The organism is Acinetobacter sp. WCHAc060042, from assembly GCF_003231195.1.
Lineage (GTDB): Bacteria > Pseudomonadota > Gammaproteobacteria > Pseudomonadales > Moraxellaceae > Acinetobacter.
In genome coordinates this window covers 12,502-37,838 of record NZ_QKVN01000015.1, presented here as the reverse complement: position 1 = coordinate 37,838, position 25,337 = coordinate 12,502, and the positions used below count along the sequence as shown (strand labels likewise).

The window sequence follows — 25,337 nt, the reverse complement described above, 5'->3', positions numbered from 1 at the left end:
TCTGCTTATCCTATCAGTAAACTTTGACTTGCTTCAGAAGTTGCTCAGTTTCAGCTTCACCCTGCCCAATACGATGTGCAGTCACTGCAACAAACACAGCCTGTACATCATCTGGGGTTACAAATGAGCGTGATTCTATCAATGCATAAGCTTGCGCTGCTTTTTTTAAAGCCAGTACGCCACGGGTAGATAAACCATGTCGACCTTTACGGGTCTCAGTCGCTAAATCTAAAATATAGTCCAATATTTCTTCAGACAAATAGATCTGCGGCACCATAACTTGTAAGGTAAGGATATCTTGCTCTGAAAATACCGTCATCAATTGTTGGATCAAATCATGACGGGACTGTTGTTGTAATAACGCTTTTTCTGCCTGACGTGATGGATAGCCCAAAGATAACCGCATGAGGAAACGATCAAGTTGTGACTCTGGCAGCGCATAGGTTCCACTTTGAAAAAGAGGATTTTGTGTTGCAATCACCCAAAATGGCTGTGGTAGCACATAACGACTTGCATCAATCGTCACTACACCTTCTTCCATTGCCTCTAGAAGCGCACTTTGCGTTTTTGGACTACAGCGGTTGATTTCATCTGCCAGTAAAATTTGGGTAAAAATTGGACCTTGTTTAAACTCAAACACATGTTCTTTTTGGTTAAACATATTCACCCCAATCACATCACTCGCCAGCATGTCATTGGTAAATTGAATACGTTTGAATTGAAGACCTGCCAAATGTGCCAAGCTACTGGCCAATGTCGTTTTTCCTAAACCAGGCAAATCCTCAAATAAAATATGTCCACCAGCCAAAAGGCTAGATAAAGCCAACTTGGTTTGTTGGTTTTTATCAAGAACAATTTGATTCACTTGCTTGAGGAATTCTTGAATTTTGGGATAAAACGCATTGATTTTCGACTGATCCAGTTTATCTACTTGCGTAGGCGTAATCTTCTTTTCTGTTCCCCAAAGCACGTTGTATGCCCCCAATCAAAATATAAACCAAGGTTTAACATACAGGTTTTTAAACCATACTCAAAGATGAACTTTATAAATATTCAATATTTGCGTTAATAGGTGAGATATTGTTATTAGATCTACTCTCTGGCAGCAGACTTCAACTGATCTTTCAAATCGCTCGCACTTATTGAAAATGATTGAGGAGATTTCTCAGCGAGTTTAACCAGTTCTATTAATCTTGCATTGATCGGAGCTTGTTGACCAAATTGCTCTGCGAGTTTTAAAACCTCACCATTAATCCAATCAATCTCTGTAAGCCGACCTGCTAGTAAATCATCTTGCATGGATGAGCGAGCCAATGGATCAATTTCTAACATCTTTCGACTTAATAATTTAAATATAGGATTGGGCAAACTCAAAATCTTAGGAATGAGGTGTGTAGGAACTGCGGTTAACTTTGCAGGTTTAATCTGTGCTTCACTGAGAAGCGCCAAGGCTTCTTGTTGCACCATAGCCAAACATTGGCGATATCCGCGGATCGACAGTTGTTCTTTTAGTGGTTTTTTTGACAAGGCATTGATTGAATTATTTAAATTAAGTAAAAGCTTGGCCCATTGCACAGCAAGCATGTCTTTTTCAAAAACAACATCCAAACTCGATTTTTGAAATAGCTTTTCCAATAGAAGTTGATGAGGAAATTGCTTAACGCTTAATGCACCCGATGTGCCTTGATGATAATGTCCTGCTCCTTGACTTGCGACATTAAAAGGAACCATTCCCTCTAAAACCAAATGTTGTTGTAAAATGCTTTTTAAAATAGGGACATTACTCAAACCATTTTGAAAACTGATGATCAGTGGAGTTTTAGACCCTAAATATTCTTTGAGTTCAGATGCAACTTGTTCTGTTGCAGCCGATTTGACACAAATAAAAATCACGTCTGCATCCACAACCTGAGTAGGATCAGTCGTCAGTTTGAGTTGATGGGGCGCAAGTTTGATATTATTGCCTAAATAATCAGTGAGCTCCAACCCAAACTGAGACAGTTCTTGATAAATCCGTGGGCGGCTAATAAAGGTGACATCACTCCCAGCAGCAACCAATCTTCCACCTAAATAACACCCAATACTTCCAGCACCATAAATAAATATTTTCACTAAATTGCCCTATTCCCAATATTCAGACAATTTTAAAACCTCTCTCCCTACAAAGCTGTCAGATATACGACATCTTCACCTATGTAGTGAATATGCTATGTAGGATGATACCTCAGCCCATCCAGCTATCGAATTCAAATAATATAACCCAATCCAGCTTGGCGCTTTGCTTATTACATCTGGTTTGCAATAAAAAACGACACCGAAGTGTCGTTTTTTAAGTCACGGACTCAATCAACAAGGGCACTTTTTCATACCGTTACTTGCAGACGGATAACGTGCATCCACACAATGGCGATAAAATGTTTTAGCATCCATCGGCTCTAAATCTGGATGATGTTTTTTCATATGTTCCAAATAGTTGGGATAGTCTGGCACTCCCACCATCAAACGGAAACTTTGTTGCAACCGTTGCCACAGCGTCGCAATTCGAGACCAATTTTTAGGATTGAGAATTAAATCTTTCTGCGACATTACGGTCATTTTGATGATTTTATAAATCATCGTCTTTCCACTTTTGGCAAACTTTAGATTCATCTAAATTCCCCTTTTAATGTCCAGATTTTGAAGGCTGAATGTCTTCAGGATCACGATAAATCGCTTCAGCTTCGTGCACTGTTGGGACAGGGCTTGCAAGCGCACGGCGAATGACCTTAATTGCAGCAAACAACATCACAATCGCCACAATCATAAAGAATCCACACAGTGCCGCATTGATCTGATTCGATAATGCAACCGTTTGCATTTCAGCTACTGTTTTTGCTGGTGCTAAAATTTCATTATTTGCAATCGCTTTGTTAAAACGTTCAGCCTGCGCTAAGAAGCCAATTTTTGGATTTTCATGGAAAATCTTTTGCCAGCCCGCAGTCATACAGGTCACTAATAAGAAAATTGTTGGAACAATCGTGACCCAAACATATTTTTCTTTCTTCATTTTAAAGAGGATTACAGTACCTAACATTAGCGCCATGGCAGCAAGCATTTGGTTACCCACACCAAACAGTGGCCATAAGCTATTGATACCACCGAGTGGATCCACCACACCTTGATAAACGAAGAAACCCCAACCTGACACAGCAACCGCTGTACCCAACAAGTTTCCAAAGAAGTTATGTGAGTTTTTCACCGCAGGAACCACAATACCTACAGTATCTTGCACCATGAAACGGCAAGCACGCGTACCCGCATCAACCGCTGTTAAGATGAACAGTGCTTCAAACAAAATAGCGAAGTGATACCAAAATGCCATCATTTCACGACTATTGAAAATCTCTGTGATGATATGTGCCATACCAATGGCAAAAGTTGGTGCTCCACCTGTACGCGACAGAATCGTACTTTCACCCACTTCCTGTGCCAACAAAGTTAAAGCTTCTGGAGTAACCACAAAACCAAGATTTCGTATTGCTTCAGCAGCAGTATCAGCACTTGTTCCAATCAATGCTGCTGGTGAGTTAATTGCAAAATATACACCTGGTTCTAATACTGCAGCACAGATCAAGGCCATGATTGCAACAAAAGACTCCATAAGCATACCGCCATATCCGATCATACGAATATCGCGCTCATTATTGACCAGTTTAGGAGTCGTTCCTGATGATACTAGAGCATGGAAACCTGAAATTGCACCGCAGGCAATGGTAATAAATAAGAATGGGAACAACGAACCTGCAAACACAGGACCTGTACCATCAATAAATTTAGTAATCGCAGGAAGTTTCATCTCCGGCATGGCAAAAATAATACCAACCGCTAAGCCTGCAATCACACCAATTTTTAAGAAGGTTGATAGATAATCACGTGGTGCAAGCAACAGCCAAACAGGCAATGCTGAAGCCACGAAACCATAAATAATCAATGCCCACGTCAATTGAGTGCCCGATAAGGTAAAGAATTCACCCCAATATGGATGTTGTGCAATATCTCCACCATAGACAATGCCCAGCATCATCAACACGAAACCAATCACAGACACTTCTGCAATCTTACCCGGACGGATAAAACGCATATAAATTCCCATAAAGAGCGCAATTGGAATCGTGGCTGCAATACTAAATACGCCCCATGGACTGTGTGCAAGTGCCTTGACCACTACAAGCGCCAAGACCGCTAGGATAATAATCATGACCCCCAATGCACCAAGCATAACCACAATGCCGGCAAAGGTTCCAAGTTCTTGTTTTGCCATTTCCCCGAGTGAACGTCCATCACGACGGGTAGAGATAAACAAGACTAAAAAATCTTGAACCGCACCTGCGAGCACTACACCCACAAGTAACCAGATGGTGCCCGGTAAATAACCCATTTGTGCTGCTAAAATAGGGCCAACCAATGGTCCTGCACCTGCAATCGCTGCAAAGTGATGTCCAAACAATACACTCTTGTTGGTCGGAACATAATCCAAACCATCATTTAAACGATGTGCAGGTGTTAAACGGCGTTCATCCAGTTCAAAAACTTTAGTTGCTATAAATAAACTGTAGAAGCGATAAGCGATGCTATAAATACAGCCCGCAGCAAGTACGAGCCAGATGGCATTGACATGCTCACCACGACTTAGTGCCAAGATCCCAAAAGAGACTGCACCGACGATGGCTACCAGTAGCCAAATGATTTTTGAAGTCAGGGTCGACTTCGGCTGAACAGATTCCATTTCAATCCCTCATATTTGTTGCATTCAATCAGCGTATTTAATTATTCGAGGTACTGCTGTTTTCCTTTGCGACTTTACTCTGCATCTCCTTGTTTTGATCTAAGACTTTGGCATAAAAAAAGGGATGATTCACATCATCCCTTCCGATAATAGTCTATTTTTAAACCATTATGCACGTTCTAAATAATCGCCTGTACGCGTATCTACACGAACGCTTTCTTCTTGCTGTACAAATAATGGAACACGCACTACAGCACCTGTTTCCAATTTTGCTGGTTTACCGCCACCACCAGACGTATCACCACGTACACCTGGATCAGTTTCAACAATTTTTAAAACAACAAAATTTGGTGGGCTAACCGTTAATGGCACGCCATTGAACAACATAATGGTACATTTTTCATTTGAATCGTCTTTTAACCATTTAGCAGCATCGCCCATTGCTGTTTTATCAGCAGCGATCTGTTCAAATGATACAGGGTCCATGAAGTTCCACATTTCACCATCGTTGTACAAGTATTCCATTTCTACTTCTACGATGTCAGCCGCTTCCAGAGAATCACCAGACTTAAATGTTTTTTCTAACACTTTACCAGAACGTAAATTACGTAGTTTTACACGGTTAAATGCTTGACCTTTACCCGGCTTTACATATTCATTTTCCATGATAGAACATGGGTTACCGTCAAGCATAACCTTAAGGCCTGACTTGAAATCATTCGTAGAATAATAGGCCATGACTGGCGCACTCCAAACTAACTAACTTAAATATTTATGTCTTAATCTTAAGCACTAAAACGCTGAAACGCTTAGCTATTAAGATAGGGCATCTTTTTTGATGCCTCGTATTGTAAATGAGCAAGGCGTTATGAAGCAATGAAAATCCACTGCCTATACGCCGTAGATCTTGATAAAATAGCGCTGTTTTGTCTGTTTATGTGTTTTGAAAACATCTTTTTTGAGCTGTAGACACCTCAACAACTCGTTTCAGCATCATTACTTTTGATAGCGTAACTTCCTTTTATCTAGCATTTGATCCCTTTATTTGGCATGACACATTATTTGTACCAAGAGCAAAATTGGCAATCTCAGCTCAGTGACTTAATTACCGATCCTTTAGAATTACTTCACGTTTTAGAGCTTTCTCCTGAGCAACTGCTGTCGGGTGCCCTTCTCGCTTCGACCCAATTTAAGCTCCGTGTTCCGCGTGCTTTTGTGGCCAGAATGCAAAAAGGCAATCCTCTTGACCCACTCCTACTGCAAGTATTGCCCCATCACCTTGAACTTGAAGAACATCCTGACTTTGTGACAGATCCACTCGGTGAAGAAGAAGCCAATCAACAACCCGGTGTTTTACACAAATACAAAACTCGCTTTTTATTGACCTTAACTGGAGCTTGTGCTGTTCATTGCCGTTATTGTTTCCGTCGACATTTTCCCTATCAAGAAAACCTACCAAAGTCAGAAGATTGGATCAATATTCAAAACTACATTCGGTCACAACCTGACATTAATGAAGTCATTTTGAGTGGCGGAGACCCGTTAACCCTGTCAAATCGCAAATTAAAAGTGTGGATTGAGCGTTTAGAAAGTCTACCTCAACTTAAATTTTTGAGAATTCATTCACGAGTTCCTATCGTAATCCCCAACCGTGTCGATGAAGAGCTAATTTCCATCTTAAAAAACAGTAGGCTGCGCATTATTCTAGTGGTACACTCAAATCATGCATCGGAATTGGATGATTTGACCTGCCGACAATTACAGCAATTAGTCGCAGAAGAAATCACCGTTTTCAATCAGGCGGTTTTATTGAAAGGGGTCAATGATCATGTTCAAATTTTGACAGATTTGAGCTACCGTTTATTTGATGCAGGGGTTTTGCCATACTATTTACATGTTTTAGATAAAGTAAAAGGTGCGCACCATTTTGATTTAAACCCGCAGGACATTGATTTTCTTTATCAAGCATTATTGGCGAACCTACCTGGCTATCTGGTTCCCAAATTGGTGAGGGAAATTGCGGGAGAAAAGAATAAGACACCACTTTTCGGGGTTTCAACTTTTTGAGTTAAATAATAACGATGATGACGAGTACTTCAGATATCTTCCAAAAGCCAACTGAGTTAAAGTTGGACAAGCTTAGTTTCTGCCCAAGCACAGTCAAAGGCTTACAAGAATGGTTAGCGAATTTATCCATTTTGCAATTGGGCGACTCTTCTCGTTCTCTATTTCAAGCTCTCCTTGAAGTTTCAGAACTTCAAGTCAGCGAAACACTTCGCTTTGACTTAGTTCAAGTTCTTCATTCAAATTTAGAAAATGTACTGACCAGCTTAGAAAAACACTTTTTTAATCAGGGTTTAATTACCACAGATCGCAATGACCACATTATTGAGCTTGCCTTATTAATGCGTAGTCATTTTGCTAAAGTGTATATCGACATTGCAAAACGTGTTTCTCAGCAAATCACTCAAAATAAATTTTCCCTTTTTGCATTTCATCAAAAAAAGAATCTGCAAACTGCACGCACCGTGTCGAGCTACTATGCGTTACAGCAACTATCTTTGTTGTTATATCAACAGCATTTACTGTACAGCTCTCCTATTCCGGGACAATGGCTCGCTGCACACCAACTATTAGATTCAGCCATTCAAAATAACTTCTACTTGACCAATATCAATCAGGTTCAAGGAACACAGCATCAACTTAGCAATATTAGCCAAGCTTATGCACAATTGATTTTATTAGATATTTTTAATACGCACCAAATTCGCCCAGGTGAAATTCAAGGTTTATTTTTGTGTAGCTTTGATTGGGCAAAACTAGTACAAATTCTGCCGAAAGAAACGACCTTATCTCGCTATATTGTCGATGCGTCGAAAGACTATCCTCCAACTTATAATTCTCAAAAGAATAGTCACATACAACCCAATATTTTTATTTCGACGCAAGCTTTGCTTGATCATTTGACAGAGATGCAAACCAAACGCGCTGAACCACTGTCACGGGATGAAAAGATTTTCCTTACTCCTGCGTTGCATTTCCATATTCATAATTTATTGACCAATAATATTGAACGTAAACATGAACGTTACGAATATTCAGCTCAGTTACAAATTTGTTTTGGCTTGTCTGTAGCGCATTTCTATTTATCTAAAGGCAAGAATTTTCACGAAACTTTAGAGCTCGAAGGAAATTATAATTTCCAGAATGAAAGTCACGTGATCAACTCGATGAATAGCAATATTCCTGTTGAAACGAGTACCGTTCGTGTCATTGATCGAGAATCTAAACAAATTTATCCAGCTGAAGTACTTGATATTAGCGTCAATGGTTATCGTATACGCTGGACAGGCCCAACACCTGCACACCTCAAAACAGGTGAATTCATTTTGGTTCAAGAAAATGCACATAGCCAATGGCGTGGCGGTGTAATTCGATGGATTAAACAATCAAGCGAAAAAAGTTTAGAACTCGGTTTAGAAATCTTGGCACAAGACCTCTTCCCTTGTGCGGTCATGGTTAAAACAGACCGTCATAGCCAGAACTATCAGCCCGCCCTATTAGTTCAAACCTCACAGCTTGATGAAGTCCACACTAGCTTAATCGTTCCTGGTTCTAATATGTACCGTGAAAAGCAGACCATACATTTACGCTTAGGCAATCAAGATCTTAAAATTTATTTAGTCAAAGCTCATCTAATTACACAAAGTTTTATTCGTTTTGACTATGAATTATTAAACGATCAACAAGAACCTCTGGTTCAAAGTTTTATTCAAAAGCAAATGAATGCTATTAAAAATCACGATTTATGGGAAGCATTGAAGTGAGAAATCCATTATTGTCTAAAAAGTTAAAACGTACGGAAACACGTTTACTCATTATTGATGATAATCAGATCCGTTATAACCAAATTCGTGACCTTTTAACTTCTAGTGATCATCAAGTCCAAGCAACTTTGCTCGATGATTTACAAAATTTCGAAAAGCAACTTCACCTATCTTGGGATGTGGTCATTTTTGGTCGTGCATATGACTTAAAATACGAACAAGCCTTGACTCTAATTCACAATTCTAAACAAGTGAATTTACCTTTAATATTACTCAAACCAGATGACTATCAAGACAATCAATACGCAAATTTTATTCGTAAGGGTGTCTATGACATTTTGGACTTAAACCAAGCTGATCCCTTTTATTTAGGTTTATTACGCGCCTTAGCATTAAGTCGTTTATCTCAAAGCCAACAGCAACTCATGAATGAGCTTGAAACTGCACAAAATCAGGCGCAAGCTTTGGTCGAAGAAAGCAATAAAGCTGTCGCATTAATTCAAGAAGGCATTCATGTTTCAGCTAATGCAGAGTATCTCCAACTGTTCGGCTTAAACTCTGAGGACGATATTATCGGTCAACCTTTGCTCGATATTATTCAACCTCAAGATGTAAATGACTTTAAACAGCGATTCAAGAAAATTTCGCAAGGTCAATTTGACCTAGGTGCATTTGAAGTACATACCCTTAATAGCAAAGCCCAATCTAAGAATCCATTAAAAATCGAGTTCTTAGCAGCTCCTGAAGACGATGCCCTTCAACTTACAATTGAAGTTGAATCTGAAATCGCCACCACACCAACAACACCGAACGAAAAACAGCCTATAAGTCCAAATATTTATCAACAAATTAATCGTAGTCTGACCAAGCAACCCTCAGATCACAATTCTTTGGTTAGCTTTGCTCTCAGCTCGTGTCCAGATGAAATTTTTAATGCCAACTGGGCAACCACGCGCGACTATTTCAATAATATTTACAGCTTTTTAAACGAACAGACTCATGTCCCCCTGTTCAAAGCAGGTGGACAAACGATTGTGGGATTATTCCAAGCAGAGTCCCAAGCCAAACTTGAGTCTAAGCTCATCGCCTTAAATGCACTAACTAAACCACAGCTGATTACTGTTGATCAGAGTAGCTATCCTGTGAATTTGCGTATTGGATACACTTTGTTAAAGGGTGAAGTTTCAAATCAAGACCAATTTGAAAGCTTACTCTGTACTGCATTTACGACTTCCTTGCCAACCAATCAAGACGATTGCGAAATTGACCAAAAAACAAGTATCAGTATGCCCGTAATGGAGTTCATCAATCCGACGGTTAATGAAACTCTCGAAACTGAAAAAACAGCAAACGAACCAACGATACTTAAAGCCTTACATGTAGCATTGGACCGTGGTGAAATTCACCTCAAATACCAACAGCTCTATGATAAAGAGGATACCAATTTATACACTTACGAAGTGACTTGTGGTTTTATTTATGGCAACACATGGAAAGATCTTTCTTGTCTTAAAGAGTTAAGTGAAGACCCTGAACTGTCTATTAAACTTGATCGTTGGATTTTAGTTGAGTCATGCAAACAGTTACATAATTTTATTACTCAATATCCTGAGGCAAAACTGATTGTAAACTTAAACAAAGCTGTCCTCTTTAATGACCGCTCATTCCCTGAGTTTATTGCCAAACTCATTACGATTGTCCGTAGCAAACTCAGTCATCCAATTATCTTACAATTCTCAGAGGATGACATCAGCCAAAATCTTGCTGAAGCGCAGAAGTATATTGCTCAACTTCGTCAATACGGCGCTGAAATCTCAATTCGTGACTTTGGCAACACCATTTATAGCGAATCTATCCTACGCCAACTTGATATAAATAATTTGACTCTGCATGAAAACTTAACTCGTATGCTCAGTAGTGATGCCAACACAGAAGAATTACAAGAAAAAGTTGCGGTCTATCATCAATTGAAAAACATTCAAATTATGTTGCGTGATCTGAATGATATGACTTCGTTTGCTAATGCGTGGAATGTCGATGCCCGCTTTATTCAAGGCGACTATTTCCAGAAAAAACTGGATCATCTGATTGACGTGCAAGATCAGTAAAGCTTAAAGCTAAGTTCTCTACCTCTAAACGTTAAGACTCCTAGATGGAGTCTTTTTGTTATATGGTTGAACTCTAGGAGCTATAACTTTATAGCAAAAAGTATAGACATAAAAAAACGGGCAAATGCCCGTTTTTTTCTTTTGCTCTTAGTCGCGTTTGATAGAACGTGACATGCCAGCAAAACGTTGTTTGAACTTGTCGATACGACCGCCAGTGTCAACGTTCTTTTGCTTACCAGTGTAGAATGGGTGGCAAGCTGAACATACGTCTAGGTAAACAGTTTCTTTACCAAGTGCAGAACGAGTTTCGATTACGTTACCGCAAGAACAAGTAGCAACTAAAGTTTCGTATTTTGGGTGAATATCGGCGCGCATCGTCGATTACTCCATAAAAGTTAAAGAAGGTTTTGCTGTCATCGCAATTGATCACTCTCAAAATTGAGGAAAGGCCCACTTAATTAAATTAAGTTGCAGATCAACACCATAACAGACCATTCTTTTGGCCCACCGAGACGGATACCGTCAGAGCTAAGCACAACAAGTGGGCAATATTATAACTGAAATAGATCTATTAATAAATAGATCATTGTTGGCTTTGAGCTTTCTTCTGAGCTGCGCTTTTCATATAGTTAATATATTATTTTTCTAGCATACGTTGAAATTCAGCTTCATCAAAATGATTGGGTCGTTCAATCAAAAAAGGACAATATTTTTTAGTATTTACTTTTCGTATGGATGAAAACATTTCGTCCAACATGTTTTGTATTTCTTATTTAAACATAGGATCAATTGATTGATCCATTTCAGTCTCTTGAAAGATGCTTACGCCATTATACTTGATATCTTTTCCTGCTTTTACAGTATTCAGCAGCTTCTGTCTCACAACTAAATAAGCTTGCTCCAGTTCAACATTCATCTGTGATTGATTTTCTCTACAAAAATTTAACATGGGCTGCAATGACATTAATGGTATTTTTTCAACAATATCTCAATTTGTTCTCATGTTTAGGTCTTCATTTTCAAGGCTGATATTACTATAACCCACAGAAAAATAGATATTTTTTATTATCTTTATAACTTTATTCTCTAATATATTTAATATAAAAAAGTGTTCAACTGTGTTTAGACATTTACAAAAGCTAAGTTCAGAACTTAGCTTTTGTAAATTTTATTATTCATCCGTACTTTGTTTCGCCCAATAATTAGCAATAATTCCACACACCATCAGCTGAATTTGATGAAAAATCATAATCGGTAGAACGATCATCCCCAAAGGCTGGCCAATAAAGAGGATCTGTGCCATTGGGACACCGCTAGCTAAAGTCTTTTTAGAGCCGCAGAAAAAAATTGTTTTCTGATCAGCACGGTTAAAGCCTAACCAACGTGGCAGAAATAATCCCAAAAGCATAACAATCGTCAGTAACACTGAACAAACGACAATCAGAATCAGCAGTGTACTCAGGCTGACTTCTTGCCATAAACCCGCCACCACAGCACCACTAAAAGCACCATACACCACCATTAAAATCGAGCCCTGATCAAATGCTTTAACGATGCTCGGCATCTTTTGCATATACGGGAAAACATAAGGTCTGAGTATTTGGCCTAGCACAAAAGGCACCAAAAGCAATAAGGTAATTTGAAGAATAGAGGATGTTGGGTCAAAACCATGTTCTGACTTGCCTAAAATAAAAAAGGCCACCATTACAGGAGTAATAAACATCCCGATCAAATTTGAAAATGATGCACTACAAACCGCCCCCGCCACATTCCCTTGCGCAACCGAAGTAAACGCAATAGAAGACTGCACTGTCGACGGCAAAAAGCACATAAACAAAAATCCCCAGTACAATTCTTGCCCAAGTAGTGGCACCAATACAGGTTTTGCCAGTAAACCTAAAATAGGAAAAAGAATAAAGGTAAAGGCAAACACCAAAGCATGCAGTTTCCAGTGCATCATGCCCTGAATCACTGCTTCACGGGATAACTTAGCACCATGTAAAAAGAATAATATGGCAATCGCAACCGTCGTAAGTACGCTAAATACACCTGCAGCCTGACCAGAAATTGGAGCAAAGCTAGCTAAGAGCACCATAACAAAGAGTAATAGCGTAAACCGATCAAATGCCAATAATTTCAACATACCAACATCCTGTCATTCCTCTAAAAATGAAAAAGCCCAGCGACTCATTTACCTTTGGGTAAATTCATCTTACTGAGCTATATAAATAAAGCTAGCATTTACAGGATATGTTCAATATTTTTTTAATTAATACTGAAAATTTTTCTCTGTTCATTGCCGAGCCACCGCTTAATTATTACGCGCATTGTTATCTTGCTGAATGAGTTCAATTTTATAGCCATCTGGATCTTCAACAAATGCAATCACCGTAACTCCACCTTTCATTGGACCTGCTTCTCGCACGACATTGCCACCGCGTGCTTTGATTTCCTCACAAGCTTTATATGCATCATCTACAGCAATAGCTATGTGGCCATAAGCATTGCCCAATTCATAACTATCCGTATCCCAGTTATGTGTCAGCTCTAAAACTGTATGATTGTCTTCATCGCCATAACCCACAAATGCCAAAGTAAAACGACCTTCTTCATAATCTCGCTTACGAAGTAAAGTCATACCAAGCACTTCAGTATAGAACGCCAAAGATTGTTCTAAATTGCCTACACGTAGCATGGTATGTAACATGCGCATTGGAATTACCTCTTGATTTTGTTTCAGCCACCCAATATAGGCAATGCTGCTCTATATTTCAAATCTCAGCCATAAAAAAGTAGCCACAATGACTACTTTCTCATTTCGATATAAATAGATGCTTTAACTTTGTTCAGCAGCATGCTCACGTAGAAGTTTCGCCACCCAAACCACCAAAATTAAAATAGGTATGCCAATCAGTGTCGTCATCAAGAAAAAATTTGGATAGCCAATATTCGACACAATCGTCCCTGAGTATCCACCTAAAATTTTAGGTGTTAATGTCATCAAGGAACTAAAAATTGCATATTGAACAGCAGTAAAAGACACACTGGTTAAGCTTGACAAGAATGCAATAAATGCAGCACCTGCTAAACCTGATGCCAAGTTGTCGACAATAATCGCAAAATAGAGCCATTTTGAACTATATTCTTTAATCACCTTTCCTTTAACTTCTAACTGCCCATCAACCACTTTGTTCAAGTTGATTGGTTGAAGATCAACATCTAAAGTCGAAGAGTTCACAGAAGCAGTGTCCACGTTGTAGCTTAATGTAGCCTCTTGCAGTACGCGCTTATTTTGCATCAATGTGGCATTCAGCTTTTTAGAGTTTGAATCAAGAAGCTGTTTTGCAGGAATAGCTGCACTAAACACACCGTCTTTGTCTAACTTTGCATCAAAGCTTTGACCATCTAAGTTCAATTGAATACTCTGGTTTTCAGCCAGTGTCGCAAGGTATTGACCTCGTACCACAATGCTTCCTTCAGCCTCTCGTTGATTAATCAAATTATCAGCCGTGATCGGAAGCAACAGCAATGCCGTAGATGCAGCTGTTTGGCTGATATATGGCAATGTGACCGAAATAGGCTGTGAAGTACCATTCTGAAAACTTGCGGTTGCAGTTAGACTTTCATTTGCCTGAAGCTGCTCAACAGGAACCTTAATTTTCCATGCACCTGTCTCATCTACTTGGGCTGTGAAACTTTGCTCACCGACATGAATCACCACATCATTTAAAGGCTGGCCTGATTTGACCAAACCAATAAAGATAAGATTGGTCGAACTGGCCAAGATTGCTCCGACAAACATCAATTTCATGATGTTCATGCGCTGCGCCAGTAGTCCTCCTAAAAAGCCACCAACCAAACTAAAAATCACCCCATACACTTTTACAGCTTCAGCAATCTGCTCTTTGGTGAAATTTAAGTCTTGATAAAAGACATTCGAGATCACACCTGCAATGATGTCGGAAATACGATAAAAACCAATCAACAATAGCAATACCAACGCCAACTTTACGCCATAACGCTTGAAAAAGTCGGCAACAGGGTTGACCCATGTTTCATAAGCCATTTGTTTGTTCACAGCGCCCATTTTTACTAGGCTTGAACCCACAAAGAAAGCCACAGCACCAGAGCCAATAAAACGTATAGCTTCAAAACAAAACAGTGCAAAACTATCTTTGATCGACCAAAGCTGAATCAGCATTTCTGTAAGCTTGCCAGAGTAAATATAACTCAGTACAAAACTTACCACAGACACAAAGAAAACCGCCACCAAACGGTAATAATCGACCCGTTTATATTCTTTACGCACCCGATCCACTTGTGGTTCACGTATACATAAAGTGGTTACAATTCCGACCAGCATGACCGCAGCCATTGCCAAATAGGTCCACTTCCACGCCTCATAAATATAGTTGCCTTTGGCTGTACCCAAATAAGCCGCTAAAAATAACGCACCCGCGCCCGCAACGATCATGCCGATGCGGTAGCCTGCGTTATAAGTCGAAGCCAATACCGTTTGCATTTGCGTTTCTGCTAGCTCAATACGATAGGCATCAATCACAATATCTTGTGTTGCAGCAGAAAAACCTAAAAGCACAGCACCCGCAGCCATTTGGTAAAGATAGCTCTGACCAAGAGATGGATCTGAAAAGGCCATAATACAAATCGCACAAATAATTAAAATTTGTGCGATTAATAACCATGCACGGCGACGTCCTAACAGTTTAGTCAGCCCTGGTACGGGTAACTCATCTATCAAAGGTGCCCAAACAAATTTGAAGGAATAACCCAACGCTGCCCAACTAAAAAAAGTCACAGCACTTTTATCAATACCTGCTTCACCTAACCATAATGATAAGCTAGAGAAAATTAACAGGATTGGGATACCTGCTGAGAAACCCAAAAACAGCATGATCAACGCACGGCGATCTAAAAATGCAGTAAAAGCGGATTTCCATCCTGAAGATTGTGTTGTCATTACATTTTTGTTGTCTTAAAACCAATGTTGCTATTCAAACCCTTAATACAATTTGTTTCAACCTGATTTATAAAATCAATGTTCTATTTTTGTCGACAAAGACTGCGACTTTGCTTGATCTTTTACCCTAAACCTGTATACCTTTAAGTTTCTAACGCAATCTTTAGTTTCGGATTTCAAAGTGACCCAAAAACACGATCAAATGAACTCTTCTTTATCTGCAAATATCCAATTAAATCCCCCAGAAACTCTAGAAAACAACCTTAGTTCAGCATTTGACCAACCCGAAATTCAAACGACTTTAGCAAAGACTCAACTTCAAGCAGAGCAACTGACGCATAGCCCTGCTCTGGATAAGATTCCAGCCTCAACGCGTCGTATTAAACCGCTCAATAATTTTTTAGGGCAAGACCGTGCACGTGCTTCAGTTGAAGCAGGCATTTCCTTACCTTATTCTGGCTATAACATCTTTGCCGTAGGTACAGCTGGCTTGGGCAAGCGCACCATGGTCAAGCGTTTACTACAGCAACACGCCAAGAATATGCCGACACCAAACGATTGGGTTTACGTCTATAATTTTAAAAGTCCACGTCAACCGATTGCTTTAGAGCTCCCTGCAGGTCAGGCGGTAAAATTTCAAACCATGTTGCATCAAACATGGCAAACCACACTAAAACAACTTGAACGTCGTTTTACTGCTGAAACCTACCACAACCGTATAGAAGCCATTCGCCAACAAACGGGTGATGTTCAGCAACAAGCTTTGATTGAACTAACCAAAGAAGGTGAAGAGCTCGATCTGAAACTGGTGTCTCGCAATGATGAGCACTGCTTTATTCCCGTCCAATATGTAGACGATAAAGTCTTAGAAATGACACAAGCTGACATTAACGCACTCAGCTCTAAAGAACGCTCTGAAATTAATGCCAATATCCGCCATATGGATAAAAAACTTGAACGTTTGGGTATGCATTTAGGTGACTTGGAAGATGATGCCCGCGATAAAGTTCAAGTATTAAACCGTGATATTGCCAAGCAAGTTTTATTGCCTAAAGTCGAACAGTTACTCACTAAGTTTGCTGAAGTTGAAGGCTTAAAAGACTATTTAAAACATTATGCCGAAGATATTATTAACAATGTTGAAATAGTCTTAGAACAAGAGGAAGACGATTTTAGCCCAGGTCTATTCAGCCGTATTCCCTCACGTTACCAAGCCAATGTCATTGTGTCGCATAAGCCTAATGCTGGCGCACCAGTTATTTTTGAAGATTTCCCAACCCATTACAATTTACTTGGTCACGTAGAGCAACTGACTCAACATGGCACCATTACTACAGACTTTACCTTAATCCGCCCGGGCACATTACATAAAGCCAATGGTGGTTTCTTAATGCTCGAAGCAGAACAACTGCTTGAACAACCTTATGCATGGCAGGGTTTAAAGCGTGCGTTAAAGTCAGGTCAGTTAAAACTATCCTCCTTGGAACACATGTTAACGCTTACGGGGAGTATTTCAATTGAACCAGAGTCGATTCCACTGAACTTGAAAGTGGTGCTTCTTGCTGAACCTGAAATTTACTATGAAATACTCGAGGTCGAGCCAGAACTAGGCAGCGTTTTTAAAATTCGTGCCGATTTTACCGACACGCTACAGCGTAATGAAACCAATGAACAAGCCTATATGCAGCTCATTGCAGACTATGTCCAAGCCGATAAACTCCTCCCCTTTGACCGCTCTGCTCTATCAGCACTGTTGACCGATTCGAGCCGCCAAGCTGAAGATCAAAGCTCACTATCCTTACATGCCCTCACTTTGGGGGATTTGATCCGTGAAGCCCATCACCATGCATTTCAAGCGGGTGATAAAATCGTTTCGGATCAACACATTAATATGGCATTAGACCATCGCAAATATCGCTTAGGCTATTTACGTGAGCTCTATTGGCAGGATTTGTCACGTGGTACGCAGCTCATCGAAACACGTGGACACCGTCTCGGTCAAATTAATGCACTTTCGGTCATTCACTATGCAGATGTTGAGTTTGGCTTACCATCACGTCTAACAGCGTCTGTGTATCAAGGTGGCGGCGATATTCTAGATATCGAACGTAGTGTTGAGCTCGGTGGCTCTCTGCATGCCAAAGGCGTGTTACTTATGTCATCATTCTTAAAAGCACATTTCGGTCGTGAACAAACTCTGCATTTCTCTGCAGCACTTGCCTTTGAACAAAGTTATGGTCAAGTCGATGGTGACAGTGCTACGGTTGCAGAACTCTCTGCTTTAATCTCAGCAATTAGCCAACTGCCGATTGATCAATCTTGGGCGATTACAGGCTCAATGAACCAATTGGGTCAAGTTCAACCGATTGGTGGCGTCAATGCAAAAATTGAAGGTTTCTTCGATGCATGCAAACTGCAAGGTTTAACTGGTAAACAAGGTGTGATTATTCCGCGTCAGAATATGCAGCATTTAATGTTACGTAAAGATGTCATTGAAGCGGTTTCAAATGGCCAATTCCACATTCATGCTATAGACACGATTGATCAAGCACTTGAGCTACTTATGGCTCGACCAGTCGGCACTTTAGACAAAAAAGGACGCTACACCAAGAAGTCTATTTATGCGGCGGTGATGGATCAGCTAGATTATTGGCAAGCCATTGAAGATGGTGCTGAGTTTGAAGAAGAGCCGAAGAAAAAGAAAAAAAAGAAGAAAGACAAAAAAAAGACAAAAGCTGAAAAGAAGACAGTTGCAACTGAAAACGCAGTGGAACAATCTCCTGAAAGCGAAAGTACTGTAACTACAGCGGATTAACCCCTTCCCTCAAACAAAAAAAGCGCCTCAACGGCGCTTTTTTTACAACTGAAGATTAAGCTTCAGGTGCTGGACTATACTGTTCAACTAAAGGTTGTAATTCACCTTTTTGGAACATGTCTAAAATAATATCACTACCACCGATCAACTCACCGTTGATCCATAACTGTGGGAATGTAGGCCAGTTTGCAATTTGTGGTAACAAAGCACGAATATCTGGATTTTCAAGAATATTCACATAAGCAAACGGACGACCAATTTGACTAAGCGCTTCTACAGCACGTGCAGAGAAACCACATTGTGGAAACTGTGGGGTGCCTTTCATATAAAGAAGTACAGCGTGTTTTGCAATTTGGTCACGAATTAACGCTTCGGTATCGCGTGCTTGTTCAGTCATTGATCAATCCTCAACTAATCTAACCCGCATTATACCCAAAACGTAGAAAAACAGTATGCCTAAAGCAATATTTCGACTTTTATTTAGATTTAGGCTTTAAAACTACAAGCATAATTGCTTAATATTGGATTTCACTTACCCTCTAACAGATAAGAGTTAGTCATGAATAACATTACCCTTGCTCCTGTACAAACTGATCAACCCTCTCATTTGATGCCCGTATTTGGCCGTCAGCCGATCAGCTTTGTCCGAGGCCGAGGGTCTTATCTTTATACAGCGGATGGTACTGAATACTTCGATGCACTAACAGGCATTGCGGTTTGTGGTTTAGGTCACGCACATCCTGTTATTGCAGAAGCAATTGCAGAACAAGCTGCAACGCTCATTCATACCAGTAATTTGTTTGAAGTGCCTTGGCAAACAGCAGCCGCACAGAAACTTGCTGAAGTTGCTGGCATGGAGGAAGTATTCTTTTCAAACAGTGGTGCAGAATCCAATGAGGGTGCAATCAAAATTGCCCGTAAATTTGGTTACATGCAAGGCATTGCCAACCCCAAAATCATTGTCGCAGAACACTCTTTCCATGGTCGTACTATGGCGACCCTATCAGCAACAGGCAATAAAAAAGTCCAAGAAGGCTTTGGCCCATTGGTTGAAGGTTTTATTCGTGTCCCATTCGGCGACATTGAAGCCATTGAAGAAGCAGCAATTCATCATCCAGACATTGTCGCGATCTTTGTCGAGCCAATTCAGGGCGAAGGTGGAGTCAATACTGCTCCACAAGGCTTTAGCTATTTGGAAGAGATTCGTCAGATCTGTAATCAACACAACTGGCTGATGATGCTTGATGAAGTTCAAACAGGGAATGGCCGTACAGGTGAATACTTTGCCTACCAACACACTAACATCATTCCCGATGTACTTACCACAGCCAAAGGTTTAGGCAATGGTTTCCCGATTGGTGCAGTGATGACTCAAGGTCGTGGTGTAGGCGTACTAACTGCAGGTAACCACGGTTCAACATATAGTGGTTCAGCATTGGCTTCTCGTGTGGTGTATACCATCATCGACATTATGCAGAAAGAAAACATTGTACAAAATGCAGCTGAACAAGGCGCTTACATCGTAGAACAACTGCGTAAGCAACTTGCCGATCAAAATGTGATTGTCCGTGGCTTTGGTTTAATGATTGGTATTGAACTACCAAAAGCATGTGGTGACTTGGTCAACATCGCTCGTGATGAATATCACACCATTATTAACGTCACTGCGGGTTCTGTGGTGCGTTTACTACCGACGTTGAACATTAGCAAAGAACAGGCGGATCAATTGATTGAGCGTCTAGTGAAAATGATTAAAGCTTACTTGGCTTAAGACAAAAAAATCTGGTTCTAAAATTGCTTTAGGCACATTTTGGAACCAGACTTTTAAGATGAATTGGCTAACTAAAAATTAAAGTTTTGGATCACGTATTTGAACCAAATTTGCATTGGTTTTAGTTAAGGTTTCCATCACTTTATTCATGACAGCTGGTACTAAGGCATCTGCCATTTGCGCGGCCTGTAAACCTAATTTTTCACCCAAAGTTGGTTTCTTACGTGTTGAGATGATATACGTATCATGATCTGCCAATAAACTTAATAGATAAGCATCTGAAGTTTGTAACTGATCGACCAAATTCAAATCTAAGGCATCTTGACCATACCAATGCTCACCCGTCGCCACTTTTTCAACATTGAGTTGTGGACGGTATTTTTCGACAAAGTGCTTAAACAGCACATGCGTCTGTTGTAACTCTTCTTCAAACTTCGCCTTACCTTCTGCTGTATTTTCACCAAACATCGTCACTGTACGTTTATATTGGCCTGCTGTGTACAGTTCAAAATCAATATTGTGCTCTTTCAATAAACGATTAAAGTTAGGCACTTGCGCGACTACACCAATTGAACCAACAACCGCAAAAGGGGCAGCAATAATCTGATTGGCGATACATGCCATCATATAACCGCCACTTGCTGCAACTTTATCGACACAGATAGTGAGGTTGAAACCCGCATCACGTAACCGCACTAATTGAGCAGCAGCCAAACCATATCCATGCACCATACCGCCTGGGCTCTCTAAGCGCACCACAACACGATCACGCCCTGCTTTGGCTGTCGCTAGAATCAAGGTGATTTCTTCTCGTAATGTCTCTACCGCAGATGCAGCGGTATCCCCCTTAAAGTCCAAAATATAAATTTTCTGATTAGCTTTCTTACGGTGACGAGCCTCTTTTGCTAACTGTTGCGTCAATTGTAATAGTTCAAGCTTAGATGCTGTTGTTTGCGCAATTTTTTTACGTTGTTCATTAATACGCGCGTTTAAATGTGTAATTCGAATTTCAACGGGAAGTTTCGGTAAATGAAATAACATAGAAATTATATTCTCTAAAATAATACATCGGTATATGACCTAGATTAGGTCAATGGCATTTTTTTTCAATAGCCATTTTTTGTTTTATTCTGTAATGCATTATCTTTTACATTTAATCATTTATAAGATGAGTCAATCTCGTAGACAGCACACCTGCTCACCTATTGTCTACTATGACTCTAATACACAATGCCCATTATCATGGCTGTTTAATCAGCAAACTAAATGCTCGTTCATAAAAAAACAGAGCACTTAGGCTCTGTTTTTTTTAAATATTTCAAATTAACCAAAACGACCAGTAATATAGGCTTCGGTTAGCTGATGATCTGGCTGAGTGAAGACTTTCTCGGTTGAGTTCACTTCAATCAAGTCACCTAAATGGAAGTAAGCGGTACGGTCTGATACACGTGCCGCCTGCTGCATTGAGTGCGTCACAATAGCAATCGTATACTGCGTTGAAAGCTCAGAAATTAGCTCTTCTACTTTCGCTGTTGCAATCGGGTCAAGCGCTGAACATGGCTCATCCATCAAAATCACTTCAGGACTCACTGCAATCGTACGCGCAATACATAAACGTTGTTGCTGACCACCAGACAAGCCTGTGCCCGGTTGGTTTAGACGATCTTTAACTTCATCCCAAAGACCTGCTTTACGCAAGCTGTTTTCTACAATTTCTTCTAAGTCATACTTATCACGTGCTAAACCGTGTAGTTTAGGACCATAAGCCACGTTGTCAAAAATGGACTTTGGGAATGGGTTTGGTTTTTGAAATACCATACCGACTTGAGCGCGAAGCAATACCACATCGAGGTTTGGGTCATAGATATCTTGATTATCCAACATCACTTTGCCCGTCACACGACAGCTATCAATCGTGTCATTCATACGGTTCAACGTACGTAAGAAGGTCGATTTACCACAACCTGATGGCCCGATAAATGCAATCACTTCATTTTCGTAAATGTTCAGATCAATCCCTTTAATTGCCTCAGCTTCGCCATAGTAAACATGCACATCTGACGTGCTGAGTTTGATTTGGCCTTGTGCTTGATCTTTCTTAGCAGAAGCAGGTGTTTCGAACTGCGACACAAATGAAGTACCCTGCTGACCATTTGTCGGATTTGGGTTTGTAAATTGAGTGTGTTCTTGATTCACTGTCTGATCCTGATCTAAGGAGTTTTTAACAACGGTATTCATATTTTGCCCTCACTTACCAGCGGACTTCAAATTTCTTACGTAACCAAATTGCAATACTGTTGAGTCCAATCATCATTGCAAGGAGGACAATAATTGCTGCGGCAGTACGACCTTCAAAGAAGTTCCGTAATTCATTCCCTTGCCATAAATAAACTTGTACAGGTAAAGCAGTTGCCTGGTCAAACGGCGTTGCAGGTACACTTGCAACGAATGCGCTCATCCCAATTAACAATAATGGTGCAGTCTCACCCAAAGCATGAGCAATACCAATAATTGAACCTGTCATAATACCTGGTAGAGCTAATGGAACAACATGATGAAATACGGTTTGTACACGCGATGCACCAAGCCCTAATGCAGCCTGACGAATTGAAGGTGGTACTGCTTTCAACGATGCCCGTGTCGTAATAATCACCGTTGGTAAAGTCATTAAGCTCAGTACCAAACCGCCGACTAGGGGTGCAGAAAGCGGTAAATGCATCCAGCCAATAAAGATCGCAGCACCCAGTAAACCAAAGACAATAGATGGTACAGCTGCAAGGTTGTTAATGTTGACTTCAATGACATCAGTAATCCAGTTCTTTGGCGCAAATTCTTCAAGGTAAATCGCTGATGCCACACCGATTGGAATCGAAATAATGATCACGATTAACATCATGAACAATGATCCCATAAATGCCCCCGCTAAACCTGAAGTTGCAGGAGAACTACGTGAATCTGGACTAACAAAGATGTTGGTATTAAAGGTATTTTCCATCACACCTGAAGCTTTCATTTGGTCTGCAATTTGACGTACTTCTGGGCTCAGCTGTTGTTGCTCATCTGGTAAAGCACGGTCAATGTTCCCTGCGAGCCACACATCCACATTGGCATCGGCAAGGATTTTAATATCCTCTTTTTTACCAATGAGTGTTGGATCCTTCATCACCATATCTCGTAAGCGATATGCCTCCGAACTGGTATAGATAGATGCTAAATCATCACGCTTGCTTGCAAGTGCTGGATCTTTTGCAATCATCGCATTCACAATGAGCGCATCCCAATCAACCATCCCCACTTCAGTCTGCCAAGCAATAAAACGCTCTTCAAACTGCGCTGGAGATTCACCTGCACGCTGCACTGGTTTTGCCCCAGTGGTAATAATAGCCGGATCAAAGTACACAGGTAGGTTCATACTACTTTGCCAAAAAGCAGGTAGACCTTTAGACAAAATACTACCGAAAAGAAGTGCGACAAAAAGTAAACCCGTAATAACCGCTGAGAAACCCAAGAAACGAAATAACTTTTCTTTACGGTGACGTTTAGCCAAAGAATTACTGATCGTTTGCTTACGCTTTTCTCGCAATTCTGCCGCAAGTTGTGGATCAAAAACTTGATCTGCTGTGCTATTAGAAGTCGTCATTAGTCGTATTGCTCACGATATTTACGCACGATGTACAGCGCAATAATGTTTAAACCTAAAGTGATTACAAACAAAGTTAAACCAAGTGCGAATGCTACCAAGGCTTGAGGGCTGGCAAAATCCGTATCACCCGTAAGTTGTTTAACAATCGTTACCGTTACTGTTGAAACTGCTTCAAATGGATTGGCATGTAGTAACGGACTGTTTCCTGCTGCTAACACTACAATCATGGTCTCACCAACCGCACGTGAGACAGCAAGTAAAAATGCCCCTGTAATCCCTGGTAATGCTGCTGGCAATACTACTTGGCGGATCGTTTCAGACTTTGTCGCACCCAACCCCAATGAACCATCTCGCAGTGCACGCGGAACTTGAGTGATAATGTCATCTGAAAGTGATGAAACAAAAGGAATGATCATGATTCCCATCACAAAGCCTGCAGTAAGTGCACTGGTTGTATTGATTTCAATGCCAACCACCTCACCGACCATTTTAAAGAATGGACCAATCACCATCAGTGCAAAAACACCATAAACGATGGTTGGAATCCCTGCGAGAACTTCAATGGTTGGTTTTGCCCAAGCACGGAAACTTGGAGGCGCATATTCAGCCAAGTAGATAGCAATCATCAGACCTACAGGAACTGCAACCAAAAGAGCAATACCGCTCACCATAAGCGTGCCCCAAAGTAATGGCAGCAAACCATAGCTTCCTTCTGCATTACCAGATGTACTAAAACCTGGATTCCATTCTGTGCCGAAGAAAAAGTCAAGTGGACTCACAAAGTGGAAGAATCGCATTGCTTCACTAAACATCGACATGACAATACCGATGGTCGTTAGGATCGCAACACCCGAACACAATGCAAGTGCAATATTGATGGTCTTTTCAACTTGGTTACGTGCACGGAATTGGGTTCCAATACGTTTTTTTGCAACCACTAGACCTGCTAATGCAGCACAAATCACCACGGCTATTTTTGCAAATGTACCAATACTTTGAAACTTAGCCAGTTGCTCAGCAGCAGCAAGTTCATACGCTGCTGGTGTATCGGTTACACCGAAACCTGATGCAATCGCTTCTACACGATTGATCAACACATCTGTACTTGCTGCATCTAAGGTTGCAGCAACTTGTGCTGGCACATGGTTTAACACCACATGATTCAAAATGTTTGGTTCAACAATATTCCAAACAATCAAAATTAAAAAAGCAGGGATACCACACCACAAAGCCACCAACGCACCGTAATAACCCGGACGCGAGTGTAATTTTGCAGAATTATTTCCCTTACCTGCTAAGTTACGGCTCTTGCTTAAGCCAATTTGGTAGGCTATGGCAATCAGTGCCAATAACACACCTATTAGTAGCAGATTCATGTATTCTCCACGGTTCTTTCAATTTTCATTATTTGAAAAAACTTGATCCTAGTA

General features: G+C 40.5%; 20 protein-coding genes. 5 read left to right on the top strand and 15 right to left on the bottom strand.

The features are described 5' to 3' along the window. Positions 1–13 precede the first annotated feature (13 nt). The 5 genes from DPG01_RS08205 to efp all read right to left on the bottom strand — a co-directional run bounded on the left by DPG01_RS08205 (position 14) and on the right by efp (position 5,503). Positions 14–970 (bottom strand): AAA family ATPase, encoded by a 957-nt coding sequence (locus DPG01_RS08205; protein WP_110974746.1) that lies wholly within the window; start codon positions 968–970, stop codon positions 14–16. A 122-nt stretch (positions 971–1,092) separates the two neighbouring features. Next, on the bottom strand, positions 1,093–2,112 hold the full coding sequence (locus DPG01_RS08200) for a 2-dehydropantoate 2-reductase (protein WP_110974745.1): 1,020 nt from the start codon (positions 2,110–2,112) through the stop codon (positions 1,093–1,095). 234 nt (positions 2,113–2,346) lie between these two features. Then, on the bottom strand, positions 2,347–2,649 hold the full coding sequence (locus DPG01_RS08195; RefSeq protein WP_086209564.1) for a YbdD/YjiX family protein: 303 nt from the start codon (positions 2,647–2,649) through the stop codon (positions 2,347–2,349). 13 nt (positions 2,650–2,662) lie between these two features. Beyond that, a complete protein-coding gene (locus DPG01_RS08190) occupies positions 2,663–4,765 on the bottom strand; it encodes a carbon starvation CstA family protein (RefSeq protein ID WP_086209565.1) in 2,103 nt (700 codons plus the stop codon). A 168-nt stretch (positions 4,766–4,933) separates the two neighbouring features. After that, a complete protein-coding gene (efp, locus tag DPG01_RS08185; RefSeq protein WP_086209566.1) occupies positions 4,934–5,503 on the bottom strand; it encodes an elongation factor P in 570 nt (189 codons plus the stop codon). Positions 5,504–5,815: 312 nt separating this feature from the next. On the opposite strand from efp, the gene epmB reads away from it, so the two are divergent. The 3 genes from epmB to DPG01_RS08170 are packed head-to-tail and all read left to right on the top strand — an operon-like array spanning position 5,816 to position 10,700. Continuing rightward, on the top strand, positions 5,816–6,832 hold the full coding sequence (gene epmB, locus DPG01_RS08180; RefSeq protein WP_110974744.1) for an EF-P beta-lysylation protein EpmB: 1,017 nt from the start codon (positions 5,816–5,818) through the stop codon (positions 6,830–6,832). Positions 6,833–6,846: 14 nt separating this feature from the next. Then, a complete protein-coding gene (locus DPG01_RS08175) occupies positions 6,847–8,592 on the top strand; it encodes a GTPase (RefSeq protein WP_086209568.1) in 1,746 nt (581 codons plus the stop codon). Next, positions 8,574–10,700 carry an EAL domain-containing protein gene (locus DPG01_RS08170; RefSeq protein WP_110974743.1) on the top strand — a complete coding sequence of 709 codons (2,127 nt, stop codon included), beginning with the start codon at positions 8,574–8,576 and terminating at the stop codon, positions 10,698–10,700. Before DPG01_RS08175 ends, DPG01_RS08170 begins: the two co-directional genes overlap by 19 nt. A gap of 147 nt (positions 10,701–10,847) precedes the next feature. Here DPG01_RS08170 and rpmE read toward each other — a convergent pair whose 3' ends face one another. From rpmE to DPG01_RS08145, 5 genes are all read right to left on the bottom strand, one after another. After that, positions 10,848–11,075 carry a 50S ribosomal protein L31 gene (gene rpmE, locus DPG01_RS08165; RefSeq protein ID WP_086209570.1) on the bottom strand — a complete coding sequence of 76 codons (228 nt, stop codon included), beginning with the start codon at positions 11,073–11,075 and terminating at the stop codon, positions 10,848–10,850. A gap of 394 nt (positions 11,076–11,469) precedes the next feature. Beyond that, complete coding sequence (locus tag DPG01_RS08160) at positions 11,470–11,616, bottom strand: hypothetical protein (RefSeq protein WP_162622330.1); 147 nt, start codon at positions 11,614–11,616, stop codon at positions 11,470–11,472. Positions 11,617–11,871: 255 nt separating this feature from the next. Beyond that, positions 11,872–12,843, bottom strand: a complete 972-nt coding sequence (locus DPG01_RS08155) for a bile acid:sodium symporter family protein (RefSeq protein WP_110974741.1) — start codon at positions 12,841–12,843, stop codon at positions 11,872–11,874. Between the two features lie 168 nt (positions 12,844–13,011). Continuing rightward, positions 13,012–13,413, bottom strand: coding sequence for a lactoylglutathione lyase (gene gloA / locus DPG01_RS08150; RefSeq protein ID WP_086209572.1), 402 nt, complete (start codon positions 13,411–13,413; stop codon positions 13,012–13,014). 123 nt (positions 13,414–13,536) lie between these two features. Then, positions 13,537–15,678, bottom strand: a complete 2,142-nt coding sequence (locus tag DPG01_RS08145) for an AmpG family muropeptide MFS transporter (RefSeq protein ID WP_110974740.1) — start codon at positions 15,676–15,678, stop codon at positions 13,537–13,539. A 181-nt stretch (positions 15,679–15,859) separates the two neighbouring features. Between DPG01_RS08145 and DPG01_RS08140 the strand changes: the two genes are divergently transcribed. Next, entirely contained in the window at positions 15,860–18,493 is a 2,634-nt protein-coding gene (locus DPG01_RS08140; protein ID WP_110974739.1) for a Lon protease family protein, read from the top strand. Between the two features lie 55 nt (positions 18,494–18,548). Here the strand turns inward: DPG01_RS08140 and grxD are convergent, their stop codons facing one another. Further along, positions 18,549–18,890, bottom strand: a complete 342-nt coding sequence (gene grxD, locus DPG01_RS08135; protein WP_086209575.1) for a Grx4 family monothiol glutaredoxin — start codon at positions 18,888–18,890, stop codon at positions 18,549–18,551. Positions 18,891–19,052: 162 nt separating this feature from the next. On the opposite strand from grxD, the gene DPG01_RS08130 reads away from it, so the two are divergent. Then, a complete protein-coding gene (locus DPG01_RS08130) occupies positions 19,053–20,264 on the top strand; it encodes an aspartate aminotransferase family protein (RefSeq protein ID WP_110974738.1) in 1,212 nt (403 codons plus the stop codon). 78 nt (positions 20,265–20,342) lie between these two features. Here the strand turns inward: DPG01_RS08130 and sohB are convergent, their stop codons facing one another. The 4 genes from sohB to pstC all read right to left on the bottom strand — a co-directional run bounded on the left by sohB (position 20,343) and on the right by pstC (position 25,283). Then, a complete protein-coding gene (sohB, locus tag DPG01_RS08125) occupies positions 20,343–21,326 on the bottom strand; it encodes a protease SohB (RefSeq protein ID WP_322873879.1) in 984 nt (327 codons plus the stop codon). Positions 21,327–21,587: 261 nt separating this feature from the next. After that, positions 21,588–22,502 carry a phosphate ABC transporter ATP-binding protein PstB gene (gene pstB / locus DPG01_RS08120; protein ID WP_110974736.1) on the bottom strand — a complete coding sequence of 305 codons (915 nt, stop codon included), beginning with the start codon at positions 22,500–22,502 and terminating at the stop codon, positions 21,588–21,590. Positions 22,503–22,515: 13 nt separating this feature from the next. Beyond that, entirely contained in the window at positions 22,516–23,904 is a 1,389-nt protein-coding gene (gene pstA, locus DPG01_RS08115; RefSeq protein ID WP_110974735.1) for a phosphate ABC transporter permease PstA, read from the bottom strand. Beyond that, a complete protein-coding gene (gene pstC, locus DPG01_RS08110; protein WP_110974734.1) occupies positions 23,904–25,283 on the bottom strand; it encodes a phosphate ABC transporter permease subunit PstC in 1,380 nt (459 codons plus the stop codon). The genes pstA and pstC overlap by 1 nt, the downstream gene beginning before the upstream one ends. Positions 25,284–25,337: the final 54 nt, after the last annotated feature.

What these genes read in the sequence shown, in the direction of transcription:
- DPG01_RS08195 (WP_086209564.1), bottom strand. Translation starts at nt 2,649, where the DNA reads ATGAATCTAAAGTTTGCCAAAAGTGGAAAGACGATGATTTATAAAATC.
- DPG01_RS08190 (WP_086209565.1), bottom strand. Translation starts at nt 4,765, where the DNA reads ATGGAATCTGTTCAGCCGAAGTCGACCCTGACTTCAAAAATCATTTGG.
- efp (WP_086209566.1), bottom strand. Translation starts at nt 5,503, where the DNA reads ATGGCCTATTATTCTACGAATGATTTCAAGTCAGGCCTTAAGGTTATG.
- epmB (WP_110974744.1), top strand. Translation starts at nt 5,816, where the DNA reads ATGACACATTATTTGTACCAAGAGCAAAATTGGCAATCTCAGCTCAGT.
- DPG01_RS08175 (WP_086209568.1), top strand. Translation starts at nt 6,847, where the DNA reads ATGATGACGAGTACTTCAGATATCTTCCAAAAGCCAACTGAGTTAAAG.
- DPG01_RS08170 (WP_110974743.1), top strand. Translation starts at nt 8,574, where the DNA reads ATGGGAAGCATTGAAGTGAGAAATCCATTATTGTCTAAAAAGTTAAAA.
- rpmE (WP_086209570.1), bottom strand. Translation starts at nt 11,075, where the DNA reads ATGCGCGCCGATATTCACCCAAAATACGAAACTTTAGTTGCTACTTGT.
- DPG01_RS08160 (WP_162622330.1), bottom strand. Translation starts at nt 11,616, where the DNA reads ATGAATGTTGAACTGGAGCAAGCTTATTTAGTTGTGAGACAGAAGCTG.
- DPG01_RS08155 (WP_110974741.1), bottom strand. Translation starts at nt 12,843, where the DNA reads ATGTTGAAATTATTGGCATTTGATCGGTTTACGCTATTACTCTTTGTT.
- gloA (WP_086209572.1), bottom strand. Translation starts at nt 13,413, where the DNA reads ATGCGCATGTTACATACCATGCTACGTGTAGGCAATTTAGAACAATCT.
- DPG01_RS08145 (WP_110974740.1), bottom strand. Translation starts at nt 15,678, where the DNA reads ATGACAACACAATCTTCAGGATGGAAATCCGCTTTTACTGCATTTTTA.
- grxD (WP_086209575.1), bottom strand. Translation starts at nt 18,890, where the DNA reads ATGACTGAACAAGCACGCGATACCGAAGCGTTAATTCGTGACCAAATT.
- DPG01_RS08130 (WP_110974738.1), top strand. Translation starts at nt 19,053, where the DNA reads ATGAATAACATTACCCTTGCTCCTGTACAAACTGATCAACCCTCTCAT.
- pstB (WP_110974736.1), bottom strand. Translation starts at nt 22,502, where the DNA reads ATGAATACCGTTGTTAAAAACTCCTTAGATCAGGATCAGACAGTGAAT.
- pstA (WP_110974735.1), bottom strand. Translation starts at nt 23,904, where the DNA reads ATGACGACTTCTAATAGCACAGCAGATCAAGTTTTTGATCCACAACTT.
- pstC (WP_110974734.1), bottom strand. Translation starts at nt 25,283, where the DNA reads ATGAATCTGCTACTAATAGGTGTGTTATTGGCACTGATTGCCATAGCC.